The organism is Pseudomonas sp. GW821-FHT02A11 (assembly GCF_059421985.1).
This window is the reverse complement of record NZ_JBWKWB010000030.1, coordinates 19617-33374: the sequence shown is the minus strand read 5'-3', so window position 1 is coordinate 33374 and position 13758 is coordinate 19617. Positions and strand designations below refer to the sequence as shown.

At 62.5% G+C, this 13758-nt stretch carries 9 protein-coding genes; 6 read left to right on the top strand and 3 right to left on the bottom strand.

The genetic code is table 11. The features are described from left to right. Positions 1-58 precede the first annotated feature (58 nt). From AC07V9_RS26450 to AC07V9_RS26440, 3 genes are all read left to right on the top strand, one after another. Positions 59-2314 carry an ATP-binding protein gene (locus AC07V9_RS26450; protein WP_495018580.1) on the top strand — a complete coding sequence of 752 codons (2256 nt, stop codon included), beginning with the start codon at positions 59-61 and terminating at the stop codon, positions 2312-2314. A gap of 19 nt (positions 2315-2333) precedes the next feature. Beyond that, a complete protein-coding gene (locus tag AC07V9_RS26445) occupies positions 2334-2795 on the top strand; it encodes a response regulator (protein WP_495018579.1) in 462 nt (153 codons plus the stop codon). Positions 2796-2873: 78 nt separating this feature from the next. Then, positions 2874-5267: a response regulator gene (locus AC07V9_RS26440; RefSeq protein WP_495018578.1), complete on the top strand. Its 2394-nt coding sequence runs from the start codon at positions 2874-2876 to the stop codon at positions 5265-5267. Between the two features lie 89 nt (positions 5268-5356). Here AC07V9_RS26440 and AC07V9_RS26435 read toward each other — a convergent pair whose 3' ends face one another. From AC07V9_RS26435 to pdxR, 3 genes are all read right to left on the bottom strand, one after another. Next, a complete protein-coding gene (locus AC07V9_RS26435) occupies positions 5357-5698 on the bottom strand; it encodes an FKBP-type peptidyl-prolyl cis-trans isomerase (protein WP_495018577.1) in 342 nt (113 codons plus the stop codon). A gap of 257 nt (positions 5699-5955) precedes the next feature. Next, positions 5956-7539 (bottom strand): aldehyde dehydrogenase (NADP(+)), encoded by a 1584-nt coding sequence (locus AC07V9_RS26430; RefSeq protein WP_495018576.1) that lies wholly within the window; start codon positions 7537-7539, stop codon positions 5956-5958. Positions 7540-7737: 198 nt separating this feature from the next. Beyond that, positions 7738-9171 (bottom strand): MocR-like pyridoxine biosynthesis transcription factor PdxR, encoded by a 1434-nt coding sequence (pdxR, locus tag AC07V9_RS26425; protein WP_495018575.1) that lies wholly within the window; start codon positions 9169-9171, stop codon positions 7738-7740. A 240-nt stretch (positions 9172-9411) separates the two neighbouring features. On the opposite strand from pdxR, the gene AC07V9_RS26420 reads away from it, so the two are divergent. The 3 genes from AC07V9_RS26420 to AC07V9_RS26410 all read left to right on the top strand — a co-directional run bounded on the left by AC07V9_RS26420 (position 9412) and on the right by AC07V9_RS26410 (position 13701). Beyond that, complete coding sequence (locus AC07V9_RS26420) at positions 9412-10059, top strand: LysE family translocator (protein ID WP_495018574.1); 648 nt, start codon at positions 9412-9414, stop codon at positions 10057-10059. A 197-nt stretch (positions 10060-10256) separates the two neighbouring features. Then, a complete protein-coding gene (treS, locus tag AC07V9_RS26415; RefSeq protein ID WP_495018573.1) occupies positions 10257-12326 on the top strand; it encodes a maltose alpha-D-glucosyltransferase in 2070 nt (689 codons plus the stop codon). Positions 12327-12552: 226 nt separating this feature from the next. Further along, positions 12553-13701, top strand: a complete 1149-nt coding sequence (locus tag AC07V9_RS26410; RefSeq protein ID WP_495018572.1) for an MFS transporter — start codon at positions 12553-12555, stop codon at positions 13699-13701. The last annotated feature ends 57 nt before the right edge of the window (positions 13702-13758 follow it).

The following is a 13758-nucleotide window of genomic DNA, read 5'->3' as shown; positions in this document are numbered from 1 at the left end:
TGGCACCCACCTGTGGCGCACTTCGCGTGATGGGACCACAGGTGAAGGAGATTTACCGTTGACCCTCAGTCCGGACCTGCAGCAAAGCGCGATCGACAATTGCGCCCGTGAGCCGATCCAGATCCCCGGCAGCATCCAGCCCCAGGGCTTTTTGCTGGTGATCGACGAAAACACGATGACCATCGGCCAGGTGAGCGCCAACGTCAGCGGCTGGCTGGGCCTGGCGCCCGAGACCCTGATCGGTTCGGCGCTGGATCAGGTGTTCGACCAATGCCCGCGCTTGCTTGACCGCCTGGCTGCATTGCCGGAAGACGACCAGAACCCGTTCCATGTCGGCGACGTGCGCTTTCTTGCAGGCTCCCAGGCGGGCAAGCCTATTGCAATGATGGTGCACCGCCATGACCGGGTGCTGATCGCCGAGTTCGAACCGTCCAGCGACATGACCGCTGCGTACGGCAATGTCTACCCCCTGATGCGCACCTTCATCAGCCAGATGGAGGAGAGCGAGAGCATCGAGGAGTTGTGTCTGCGTTCGGTCTGCGAGGTCAAGCGCATCACCGGATTTGGCCGGGTCAAGGCCTACCGTTTCGACTCTGATGGCAACGGCCTGGTCAACGCTGAAGTGGCCGACGACGGCTATCCGAGCTATCTGGGGCTGAGTTTTCCCGGCACAGACATTCCCGTCCAGGCCCGGGCCTTGTACTTGGCCAACCGTATCCGCGTGATCGAAGACGCCAACTACCAGGCCTCGCCGCTGGTGCCGGTTAACAACCCGGTCACCGGGGCGCCGCTGGACTTGAGCTTCGCCACGCTGCGTAGCGTCTCGCCGGTGCATCTGCAGTACATGCGCAACATGCAGACCCTGGCCTCGATGTCGATTTCCATCGTCGTGCGCGGGCAGTTGTGGGGGTTGATCTCCTGCCACCACGCCACGCCGCGTTCGGTCAGCTTTCAGACCCGCACCGCCTGCGAACTGCTCGGCAGCGTGTTGTCGCTGCAGATCGAAACCAAGGAAGCCCAGGCCAAGACCCAGCGCATGCTGAGCCTGCGTCGGCAGATCGTGCAGATGCTCGCCGCCATGGCGGATCTGGACAGCGTGGTCGGTGGCCTGCGCTCGATGCCGGAGGTGCTGCTGGGCTTCGTCGAGGCGACAGGCGCTGCGGTGATTTCCGAATCAACCGTGGATGTCTACGGCGAGACGCCCGATCGCGAGCAGATTCAGGCCCTGACCGAGTGGCTGAGCCAGCGCAACAGCCATGACGTGTTCCAGTCGGACAACGTCGGCCGTGACATCCCGCAGTTGCCGAAACTGAGCCGTTCGGTCAGCGGCGTGCTGGCCATGGCGATCTCTGAGCTGCATTCGAACTACATCATCTGGTTCCGCCCCGAGCAGGCTCGCGTGGTCAACTGGGCCGGGAAACCGGAGAAAAACGTCAGCGACACTGGCTCACTCAGCCCGCGCCACAGCTTTGCCCTGTGGCAGGAAACCGTCCGCGGCTTTTCCAGACCCTGGGATGAGCTGGACACCGAAGGCGTCGTCGAGCTGCGCGCTGCGGTGCTCGGCATTGTGCTGCGCAAGGCCGAGGAGATGGCCTCGCTGGCCGAGGAATTGAAGAAGTCCAACAAGGAACTCGAAGCGTTTTCCTACAGCGTGTCCCACGACCTGCGCGCACCGTTGCGTCACATTGCCGGTTACGCCGAGCTGCTGGCCGACATCGAAGGCAGCAAGCTGTCCGAGCGCGGCATGCGTTTTCTGGAAAACATCGGCGAGTCGGCGCGTTTCGCCGGAACCCTGGTGGACAACCTGCTGAGTTTTTCGCAGATGGGCCGCTCGGCCATGCGCTACTCGGAGGTGGACGTGAACGCCATGGTCGAAGCGATACGCCGGGAAATGCAGCCCGATTACGAAGGCCGCGACCTGCAATGGCACATCCCCGAGCCGTTGCCGGTGGTGATCGCCGACGCCGCATTCCTGCACCTGGCCATGCGTAATCTGCTGTCCAACGCCATCAAGTACAGCCGCACGCAAAGCGCCGCGGTGATCGAGATCGGCAGTTATGAAGAGGACGGCAAGGTCGTGGTGTACATCCGCGACAACGGTGTGGGCTTTGACATGCAATACGCCAGCAAGCTGTTCGGCGTGTTCCAGCGCCTGCACCGCATGGAAGAATTCGAAGGCACGGGCATTGGCCTGGCCAGCGTACGCCGGATTATCGAACGTCATGATGGTTCCGTCTGGGCCCATGGCGAGCTGGGGCAGGGAGCCACTTTTTACTTTGCGCTGCCCAAGCGCAGTTTGACCGTAACTCTTTGAGTGTCCGAGGAGACGCCCAATGTTAAAACCCATTCTTCTGGTGGAAGACAATCCCAACGACCTGGAGCTGACCCTCGTCGCTCTGGAGCGTAGCCAGTTGGCCAACGAAGTGATCGTGTTGCGTGACGGCGCCGAAGCGCTGGACTATCTCTTCCGGCGCAATGCTTATCATGACCGCGCGGCGGGTAACCCGGCAGTGCTGTTGCTGGACCTGAAACTGCCAAAACTCGACGGTCTTGAAGTGCTCAAGGCGATTCGCGAAAGCGACGAGCTGCGCAGTATTCCGGTGGTCATGCTGACTTCCTCCCGCGAAGAGCCCGACCTTCAACGCGCGTATGCGTTGGGAGTGAACGCTTACGTGGTCAAACCGGTCGAATTCAAGGAATTCGTCTCGGCAATCTCCGATCTCGGGGTTTTCTGGGCCGTTCTCAACGAGCCGCCACCAGGTTCGCTGCGACTGTCACGCCGTCCGGGCTCCTGATTCCCCGGTTTCCAAGGCTTGAGCTGTCCTGCGAAATGCGGGTGGCGAAGGCCTTTGTGCAACAAACGACGACTATTCATGCCGCTATCGCTACTCAAGTTGCTTCTGGTTGAAGACAGTCCGCACGATGCCGAACTGACGCTGCTCACCCTGGAAAACAGTGGGCTGAAAATCGACGCCACGCTGGTCTACAACCACCAGCAAGTGGAGCGCGAGCTGCTGGCCCGGCGTTTCGATCTCATTTTGAGTGACTATCTGCTGCCGGGTTCCTCCGGCCCCGAGGTGCTCAACAGCGCCTTGCGCCTGGCGCCGCAGACCCCCTTCATCTTTCTGTCCGGCATTTTCGGTGAACAACATGCGGTCGAGATGATGCGCATGGGCGCCATCGACTATGTGCTCAAACAGAACCTGAAGATGCTGCCCAAAGCGGTGATTCGCGCAGTCTCTGAGGTGCGCGAGCGGGAAAAACGCCAGCACGCCGAGCAGACCCTCAAGGAAACCGAGATCCGCGCGCATCTGGCCATCGAAGCGGCGGAAATGGGCGTCTGGACGTACGACCCGCGCACCGAAACCCTGCTCTGGGACGAGCGCTGCAAGACCCTCTACGACTTGCCCGTCGATGCGCCGGTAAGCATGGCGTTCATGTTCTCCCGCTGCCACCCCGATGACCGTGACCTGCTGCACAGCAAAGTCATGGCGGCGCTGGCGGCCGACACTGGCTTTCAGATCGAGCATCGCCTGCTGGTCGAAGGCGATGTCGAACGCTGGGTGTTTTCCAACGGCCGCTCGCTGTTCGAAAACGGCCAGTGCGTGCGCTTTACCGGTGTCATGCAGGACATCAGCGAGCGCAAGCAGGCCACTGAGGCGCTGCATCAACTCAACGAAATTCTCAATGAGCGCGTCATGCAGCGTACCCGCGAGCGCGACCGCACCTGGGAGTTGTCCCGGGAGCTGCTGGGCGTGATGCGTTTCGACATGACGCCGATAGCCCTCAACCCGGCCTGGGAAGCGACCTTGGGCTGGACGCGGGCGGATTTCCATACCCAGACCTTGGGTGAGCTGATTCACCTGGACGATCTGGAAGCGACATTGCGCGAGACCGCCAGTGTCGCCAACGGCAACGTCACCACCCGCTTTGTCAACCGCTTGCGCCACGCCGATGGCGGTTACCGCTGGCTGTCCTGGACCATCGTCCCCGACGAGGGCGTGATGTACGCCGCCGTGCGCGACATTTCCAGTGAGCGTGCGGTGATGGATGAGCTGGCGGCGACCAACAAACGCTTGCGCGATCAGATCCGCGAACGTGAGCGGGTCGAGGCGGCGCTGCAACAGATGCAGCGGCTGGAAGTGGTGGGGCAGCTCACTGCGGGCGTGGCTCACGACTTCAACAACCTGCTGACGGTGATCCTCACCAGCGCGAACTTCCTCGCTCGGGATCTGGAAAAGGGCGTCTTCACCAAGTCGCCCCAGCGCCTGGAAAACATTCGTTCAGCCGGGGAGCGCGGCGCCAAGCTGACCAGCCAGCTGCTGTCGTTCTCTCGACGTCAGCGTCTGGAGCCCGTGGCGCTCAACCTCAACGACACCATTGGTGGCATGCGCGAGCTATTGGGTCGTGCGCTGGGCGGCAGCGTGTGGGTCGAGACCGAACTGGCCGACGACTTGTGGAGCGCGCTGGTCGACCCGACCCAGACCGAGATGATCATTCTCAACCTGGCGATCAACGCCCGCGATGCCATGGCCCAAGGCGGCCAATTGCGCTTGAGCACCTGGAACGAGATGGTTTATCGCCTGCCGCAACGCCCTGAAGACCCTGATCCGGGGGCTTATGTAGTGTTGTCGGTGAGTGATTCGGGCTGTGGCATGAGCGAAGAAGTGCTGGCCAAGGCTTTCGAGCCGTTCTTCACCACCAAGGCGGTGGGCAAGGGTTCGGGCCTGGGGCTGGCTCAGGTGTTCGGTTTCGCCAAGCAGTCCGGTGGCGGCGTGAGTATCGACACAGCGGAAAACGCAGGGACCACGATTAAGGTCTACCTGCCCAGCATCGCCCAGACCGCGACGCCAATGGTCAATGTCTCGGACATGCCGGGCCACGCCGACGCCGACGATCTGCATCGCACGATTCTGCTGGTGGACGACGACCCCGACGTGCGCTCGGTGACCTCGATGATGCTCAGCTCGCTGGGCTATTCGGTGGTTGAGGCCGAGAATGGTGACGATGCTTTGAGAAAGATCGACCCGGCCATCGAACTGGTGCTGACCGACTTCGCCATGCCCAACATGACTGGCGCTGAGCTGGCCGAGCTGGTGCGCCGCGAGCACCCGGGTCTGCCGGTGATGTTCATCACCGGGTTTGCCGACATCGACATCCTCGACGTCGACCAGCAGTTGATCGTGCAGAAGCCTTATAAAGAAGAAGAGCTGGCGCGCAAACTGGCCAATGTCTTGATGAAGACCGGAGCGGGCGTGGCGTCCTGAAGCTGCTGACGCTGACGCTGACGCTGACGCTCCGGGTTCGGTTCTGGCCGAACGCCTGCGGCCAGAACCAGAACACACCGTAACCCGAATCAATCATCCCGCGTCAGCACCTCCAGCAGTTCGATCTCGAAAATCAGGTTCGAATGCGGCGTGATGTGCTTGCCCATGCCGCGTTCGCCGTAGGCCAAGTGCGAGGGCACCCGCAGCTTGCGCTTGCCGCCGACCTTCATCCCCATCAAGCCCTGATCCCACCCTTTGATCACCCGACCGGTGCCGATCACGCACTGAAACGGCTTGCCGCGATCCCAGGAAGAGTCGAACACCGTGCCGTCTTCCAGCGTGCCAGTGTACTGGGTGGAGATCAGCGCGCCTTTGACGGCTGCCTTGCCGGTGCCTTCTTGCAGGTCGATGATCTGAAGTTCGTTGTTCATGGTGTCTTTCCCTTGGAAACAGAAGCAGGCGGCGATGCTAAAGGGGCTTGTCATGGCTGGCAATGTTCGCGGCCGCGACGGGAACTGACTGTGGGAGCGAATTCATTCGCGAGACGGCGTAACAGTCGACATAGGTCGTGGCTGATCTGGCGCCTCCCGAATGAATTCGCTCCCACAGGGGGCCATCTGCACGAGTAATAAAAAACGGCGCGCCCTTTGCGGGGCGCGCTGTTTTTGTTCAGCGGATCAAGCGATCATCAGGCGATGACGTCGCTGCTCCACTCCCCATTGACCAGGCGCTTGAGGCCCAGCGGGTTGGCGTTTTGCAGCGCAGCCGGCAGCAGGCTGTCCGGGTAGTTCTGGTAGCAGACCGGACGCAGGAAGCGGTCGATCGCCAAGGTGCCGACCGAGGTGCCACGGGCGTCGGAGGTCGCAGGGTAAGGGCCGCCGTGGACCATGGCATCGCAGACTTCCACGCCAGTCGGGTAGCCGTTGACCAGGATGCGGCCGACCTTGTCTTCCAGCACCGGCACCAGCCACTGGTACTTCTGCAGGTCGGCGGTTTCACCGATCAGGGTCGCGGTCAATTGGCCACGCAGGGCCTGCAGTGCGGCTTTGAGCTCGGCGTCGTCAGCCACTTCGATCAGCAGCGTGGTCGGGCCGAAGACTTCTTCCTGCAGCAGTTCGTCGCCATTGAGCAGCATGCTCACGTCCGCCTTGAACAGCTGCGCCTGAGCCTGACGGCCTTCCTGCGGTTTGCCGGCCAGGTGGGTCACGCTCGGGTGTGCCAGCAGTTTCTGCACGCCTTTGCTGTAGCTGCGCAGGCCGCCTTCGTTGAGCATGGTTTGCGGCACCTGGCCACCCATATGCTCCTTGAGCTGCTCGATAAAGGCGCTCAGGGCAGGGGAGCGAATGCCGATCACCACACCCGGGTTGGTGCAGAACTGGCCCGCGCCCATGACTACGGATGCGGCCAGTTCACTGGCAATGGTCGCGCCACGGGCAGCGAGTGCGCCCGGCAGAAGGACCACCGGGTTGATGCTCGACATCTCGGCGAACACCGGAATCGGCTGTGGACGCTCGGCTGCCAGTTTGCACAGGGCATTGCCGCCATGCAGCGAGCCGGTGAAGCCCACGCCCTGAATGGCCGGGTGCTTGACCAGGCCTTCACCCACACCGCTGCCGAAAATCATGTTGAACACGCCTTTAGGCATGTCGGTTTTCTCGGCGGCGCGAACGATGGCCTGACCGACCAGATCGGCCGTGGCCATGTGGCCGCTGTGGGCCTTGACCACCACAGGACAGCCAGCGGCCAGTGCCGAGGCGGTATCACCACCGGCGGTAGAGAACGCCAGCGGGAAGTTGCTGGCGCCGAACACGGCGATCGGGCCGACACCGATGCGGTACTGGCGCAGGTCAACCCGTGGCAAAGGCTTGCGATCCGGCAGGGCCTGGTCGATGCGCGCGCCAAGGAAGTCGCCGCGACGCAGCACTTTGGCGAACAGGCGCATCTGGCCGCTGGTGCGACCGCGTTCACCCTGGATACGACCGGCCGGCAGCGCGGTTTCCTGGCAAACGAGGGCAACGAAGTCATCACCCAGGGCATCGAGCTCATCGGCGATGGCGTCGAGGAATTCCGCGCGACGGGCCGGGCTCAGCTGGCGGTATTCAACGAAAGCATCCTTGGCCGCCAGGGCCGCAGCGTCGATTTCGCCGTCGGTGGCCTGGTGGAAGGTATAAGGCAGGGCATCGCCAGTGGTGGCATCGAGGCTCTTGTGACGGGCTTCGCCGAGGCCGCTGCGGGCGCCGCCGATGAAGTTCTGGCCGAGAACGTTAGGCATCTGCTTCTCCTGTTATTTTTGGGTCGAAACGGTCAGGCCACGGCCTGACAGGGAATCTGGGGTTGCATGAAGCGTGGGCGACGCTGACAGGACCTGTTGGTCAGTCGATGTTGACGGACATCATACAACTGCAAGATTTCAGCCGCAAGGCACGACTTTTGGGGCAATGAGGCGGTTGATCCAATGGCCGCGCGTCGATCAGGCGATCTGTTCCAGAATATCACGCAGTCGATCCAGTGCCGGGTCGATGTCCAGGGTTTCGACGGCGCCAAAGCCGAGGATCAGGCCATCGCGTCGCGGCACGTCATGAAAGAATCCGGTCAGCGGGTAGAAACCGATTTCCACCTTGCGCGCCAGGCTGACCAGCAGCGGCAGATTGATCGGCACCTTGAACATCACGGCCATGTGAAAGCCGGCCGTGGAGGGAATGGCTTCCATCCACTGCGACAGATCGCCCGCGAAGCGTGCCAGGATTCGCTCACGACGCCCGGCGTAGATGCCATGGCAGCGGCGAATGTGTTTGTTCAACAGGCCTTCGTTGATGAACTTGGTCAGCGCCCATTGCGGCAGGGTGCTGGTGTGCCAGTCAGTCAGTTGCTTGGCTTTGATCACCGCTTCACGAATGGCCTTGGGCAGTACCGCATAGCCCAGTCGCAGCTCGGGGAGCAGGGTCTTGGAGAACGTGCCGACGTACGCGACCACGCCAAACTCATCCATGCTTTGCAGCGAATCAGTTGGCCGTCCTTCGTAGCGGAACTCGCTGTCGTAGTCGTCTTCGATGATGATCGCGCCGATCTGTCGGGCCTTGTCCAGCAGCGCCTGACGCCGTGCCAGGCTCAGGGGCATGCCCAACGGCATCTGGTGCGAGGGGGTGACGTAGATGACGTGAGCATCGTCCGGGATCCGCTCGACGATAATGCCTTCGCTGTCCAGCGGCACGCTCACCACATGGGCGCCCTGAGCGGCGAACAGCTGGCGGGCGGGGGTGTAGCCCGGGTCTTCCATGGCCACGGTGCAGCCGGGTTCGATCAACACCCGGGCGATGAGGTCCAGGGCCTGTTGCGCACCGTTGCACACCACCACGTCGTCGGCCACGCATTTGACGCCCCGGGCAAAGGCGATGTGCCCGGCAATGGCGCTGCGCAGAGGTTGAACGCCTTCGGGCTGACTGTAGAAGCCGCGCGCCTGGGACATCTGGCGCAGCGCATAAAGCGTGCAGCGCCGCCATTCGTCGAGGGGAAACTGCGTCTTGGCCATCGCACCACCAATGAAATCGCAGCGCAGCGTGCCTTCCAAGGTCGGATGACGCAGGGGCAGGGAGATGCTTTCCCAGTCATCCACGCGCTTCTGGCTGGCCAGTCGAGAGGGCCGTTGGCTGCGCGGCGTCGGCGCGCTGCGGGTGTTGACGAAGGTGCCGCTGCCGATCTTGCCCACCAGATAATTTTCGTAGGTCAGGCGGCTGTAGGTGTCCGAGATGGTCTTGCGTGACAGGCCCAGTTGCGTCGCCAGCAAGCGGCTGGGCGGCAGTTGCACGCCAGCGGCCAGGCGCCCGGATTCGATGTTATCGCGCAGTTGTTCATACAGTTGATTGGCCAGGTCCTTGCGGCCTTGAATGACGATGTGCAGTTCCACGTTCAGTTCCCATGCGCCGATCTCGATGGGAAATTCTAGCCAGCGGCCGGGAAAGCGGTATAGCTGCGAAGCAAAAAAGCGCTGAATTGGTCTACTCGCAAGGCTTGGGCTGAGAGCCTTGACGCTCTGGAAACTGACCGTATCGACGACCCGACCATCGGCAAACCGGCGCAATCCCGCTATCCTGCGCGCTGCTTGCTTCCAACCTTTCTTCTGAATGCAGTTCGACGGATATCAAACATGGAGTTCACCAGCGGCTTTTTGCTGAGCCTTTCCCTGTGCCTGGACATTGGCGTAGCCAACATCGCGATGATCACCTTGGCGATGCAGCGCGGCTATTTACAGGGCTTCTGGCTGGGGCTGGGCACCTGCTTCGGTGATCTGTTCTACGCGATCCTGGCGCTGGCGGGCATGACCGTGCTGCTGCAATACGAATGGGTGCGCTGGGCACTGTGGCTTGGCGGCTCGGTCCTGCTGATCTTCTTCGCCGTGAAGATGATCATTTCGGCCTTGAGCAGCCATAGCGGGCTGGCCATGGCCGCCGAAAGCGACAACCGCTCGGGTCTGCGCGAGTTCTCCCGGGGCGTGTTTCTGGCGGTCTCGTCACCCACGGCCATTCTCTGGTTCGCGGCGGTGGGCGGCACGCTGATCTCCCGCGCGGGGGGCCATGGCAGCCTGAGCACGGCGTTCTTTTTGTCGGGGTTCTTCAGCGCGGGCGTGGCCTGGTGCGCGTTCATTTGTTTTGCCGCCAGCCACGGCGGGCGCCTGTTGAGGGACCGCTTGCTGAAGTATTCGTACTGGGTCTCGGCGGCGATCTTCTGTTATTTCGCGGTGTACGTGATTGTGTCCGGGTATCAGGAGTTCATCGTCAACGCTGCGCGGGGGTGAGGGCAGCCCCCACACGTACAGCGCCGGGTTCAGACTCCGTTACCGTGAACTTGGTCCCCGTTGTATCTCTACACGCAACGAACGTTTGCGGCTGTGAGTGCTCATAGACTTAAGCAACGGCGTAGACAGGATCGTCCCGTGCCGCGCGCAGGTGCGGATCGGGCGACCTCTCCATTCCCCTTGAAGACGGAGACCCTATGACCACACCGGACAAGCAGTACGTGGAATGGCTGGTAGAACAGTCAATGCTCCACGCCGCAAAGCAACGCGCCAAACTCTATGGTGGCCAGGGCCGGCTCTGGCAACGACCCTACGCCCAAGCCCGCCCACGGGACGCCTCGGCCAGTGCGTCGGTGTGGTTCACCGCTTACCCCGCGTCGATCATCACCCGCGAGGGCGGCTCCGTGCTGGAGGCGCTGGGGGATGAAAAACTCTGGCACACCCTCTCGGAAATCGGCATTCAGGGCATTCACAACGGCCCGCTGAAAGCCTCCGGGGGGCTCAAGGGTCGCAAGAAAACCCCCAGCATCGACGGCAATTTCGACCGCATCAGCTTCGAAGTCGATACCGAGCTGGGCACCGATGCGCAATTTCTCAACCTCAGCCGCATCGCCGCCGCGCACAACGCGGTGATCGTCGACGACGTGATCCCGTCCCATACCGGCAAGGGCGCGGATTTCCGCCTCGCCGAGCTGGCCTACGAGGACTACCCCGGCCTGTACCATATGGTCGAAATCAAGGAAGAAGACTGGTCGCTGCTGCCGGAGGTGCCGGCAGGGCGTGATGCGGTGAACCTGCCGCCTGCCACGGTCGACGCCCTGCGCGACAAACACTACATCGTTGGCCAGTTGCAGCGGGTGATCTTCTTCGAACCCGGCGTCAAGGAAACCGACTGGAGTGCCACGCCGGTGATTACGGGCGTAGATGGCAAGGACCGGCGCTGGGTCTACCTGCATTACTTCAAGGAAGGCCAGCCGTCGCTGAACTGGCTGGACCCCAGCTTCGCCGCGCAACAGATGATCATCGGCGACGCCCTGCACGCCATCGACGTGATGGGCGCCCGGGTGCTGCGTCTGGACGCCAACGGCTTCCTCGGCGTCGAGCGCAAGGCCGAAGGCACGGCCTGGTCGGAAAGCCATCCGCTGTCGATCACCGGCAACCAGTTGCTGGCCGGGGCCATTCGCAAGGCTGGCGGTTTCAGTTTTCAGGAGCTGAACCTGACCATCGACGACATCGCCGCGATGTCCCATGGCGGCGCCGACCTGTCCTATGACTTCATCAATCGCCCGGCCTACCAGCACGCGCTGCTCACCGGGCGCACCGAGTTTCTGCGCTTGATGCTGCGTCAGGTGCACGAGTTCGGTATCGACCCGGCGTCCTTGATTCACGCCTTGCAGAACCACGATGAGCTGACCCTTGAGCTGGTGCATTTCTGGACGCTGCATGCCCACGATCAGTACCTGTACATGGGCCAGACCTTCCCCGGCAACATTCTGCGCGAGCACATTCGCGAGGAGATGTACGAGCGTCTGGCGGGGGAGCACGCGCCGTATAACCTCAAGTTCGTCACCAACGGTGTGTCCTGCACCACCGCGAGCATCATCACCGCGGCGCTGGGTATTCGCGATCTGGACGCCATCACTCAAGCCGACATTCAGCAGATCCAGCACATTCACCTGCTGCTGGTGATGTTCAATGCCATGCAGCCGGGGGTGTTTGCCTTGTCGGGCTGGGACTTGGTGGGCGCCTTGCCGCTGCCTGCCGAAGATGTCGCGCATCTGATGGGCGATGGCGACACCCGCTGGATTCACCGGGGCGCCTACGATCTGGTGGACCTGGACCCCGACAGTCAGCGTTCCGCCGGCGGCATGCCTCGCGCCAGGACGCTGTATGGCAGCCTGATCGATCAATTGCAGCGGCCTGATTCCTTTGCCTCGCAACTGAAGAAAATCCTCGCCGTGCGACGCGCGTACGACATTGCTGCGAGCCGGCAAATCCTGATCCCCGATGTCGAGCATCCGGGTCTGCTGATCATGGTGCACGAGCTGCCTGCCGGGAAGGGCACGCAGATCACGGCCCTTAACTTCAGCGCCGAGGCCATCGTCGAAACCCTGCACCTGCCCGGCATTGCACCGGGACCTGTGGTGGACATCATCAACGAGCGGGTCGAGGGCGATCTGACCGAGGCCGGCGATTTCACCATTACGCTGGATGCCTACGAAGGCCTGGCCTTGCGGGTGGTGAGCATGGTGGCACCCATGATGTAGCGCCTTCCAGAGAGCCCGCTGATGTCTGCGGTGTGACTCGCTGTGGGAGACGTCGGAGGTTACGAAGGCAGCGAACGCGGTGTGTCAGGATCAAATGGATCGTCTGATACACCGCATTCGCGGCGGTCGCACAGCTCCTGCAGCCCCCACAGGGTTGTCAGTGATGTTCCTTACATCCAGTGGGCATCTCTTCATTTTTACGCTTGAACTCTTCTGGATTGTCCCCGTGTCCACCGCCCAAACTGCGCACACCCCCACGCTCATTCACCTCTGGAGCTACCGCTTCACCTTCCTGCTCTCGGGCATGGCGTTGGGGGCCTGGGCCCCATTGGTGCCGTTCGCCCGGGATCGCGCCGGGCTGGAGGAGGCCCAATTGGGCCTGCTTCTGCTGTGCTTCGGCCTGGGCTCGATGCTGGCCATGCCGCTGGCGGGCATGCTCACGACCCGCAAAGGCTGCCGTGCGGTGGCGCTGGCAGGCGGCGCGCTGATCTGCAGCATGCTGCCGCTGCTGGCGAGCCTGTCATCCTTCGCGGGGCTTACGCTGGCGCTGGCCGCATTCGGCGCGGGACTTGGCAGCATTGATGTCGCGATGAACGTCCAAGGCCTGATGGTCGAGCAGGACCACCGGCGTCCGCTGATGTCCGGTTTTCATGGGCTGTTCAGTCTCGGCGGTATTCTCAGCGCTGCCTTGATGGGCCTGCTGCTGTGGGGCGGGGCATCACCCTTGCTGGCGGTGTGCGTGGTCGTAGCAATCGTCGCGGGTACCTTGCTCTGGCATGCCCGGCATCTGGTGCCTTATGGCGCCGATGACCCCGCGGCAGGATTTACCTGGCCGACAGGTCGAGTGCTGACAGTCGGTTTGTTGTGTTTCGTCGCGCTGTTGGTCGAAGGCGCGATTCTGGACTGGAGCGCAGTGTTCCTCAATCGCGCCCATCAGATCGACCTGACCATCGCAGGCAGCGCTTATGCGGTGTTCTCGCTGGCGATGGCGGCTGGCAGGTTTTCGGGCGATTACCTGAGGAACCGCTTCGGCGCCGTGAAGCTGCTGATCGGCGGAGGCCTGATGGTGATGCTCGGTTTTGCCATGGCCGTGCTGCTGCAACCCTGGCCGCTATTTTTGCTGGGCTTTGCCTTGATCGGGCTGGGGCTGTCCAACACCTTTCCGGTGTACTGCTCCGTCGTCGGCGCGCAGACGGCCATGCCTGCAGGGTTGGCGATCGCGGTCATCACCGGTGTCGGTTATTGCGGCATTCTGCTGGGCCCCGCGCTGATCGGTTTCGCCGCCCATTTCATCGGTTTGCGGGATGCGCTGCTGGGGGTGGGAGCGCTGTTGCTGGCACAGGTGTTGAGCGCACGGGCGATGGCCAGGACCTGAGCGTCGCACAGACCGAAAAACGTCCGCCGCGCCTCTGGTAGACTTCACAGCCTCGCC

Bases quoted from the DNA above. Each gene is read 5' to 3' on its own strand.
- AC07V9_RS26445 (WP_495018579.1), top strand. From the start codon at position 2,334: ATGTTAAAACCCATTCTTCTGGTGGAAGACAATCCCAACGACCTGGAG.
- AC07V9_RS26440 (WP_495018578.1), top strand. From the start codon at position 2,874: ATGCCGCTATCGCTACTCAAGTTGCTTCTGGTTGAAGACAGTCCGCAC.
- AC07V9_RS26435 (WP_495018577.1), bottom strand. From the start codon at position 5,698: ATGAACAACGAACTTCAGATCATCGACCTGCAAGAAGGCACCGGCAAG.
- AC07V9_RS26430 (WP_495018576.1), bottom strand. From the start codon at position 7,539: ATGCCTAACGTTCTCGGCCAGAACTTCATCGGCGGCGCCCGCAGCGGC.
- AC07V9_RS26420 (WP_495018574.1), top strand. From the start codon at position 9,412: ATGGAGTTCACCAGCGGCTTTTTGCTGAGCCTTTCCCTGTGCCTGGAC.
- treS (WP_495018573.1), top strand. From the start codon at position 10,257: ATGACCACACCGGACAAGCAGTACGTGGAATGGCTGGTAGAACAGTCA.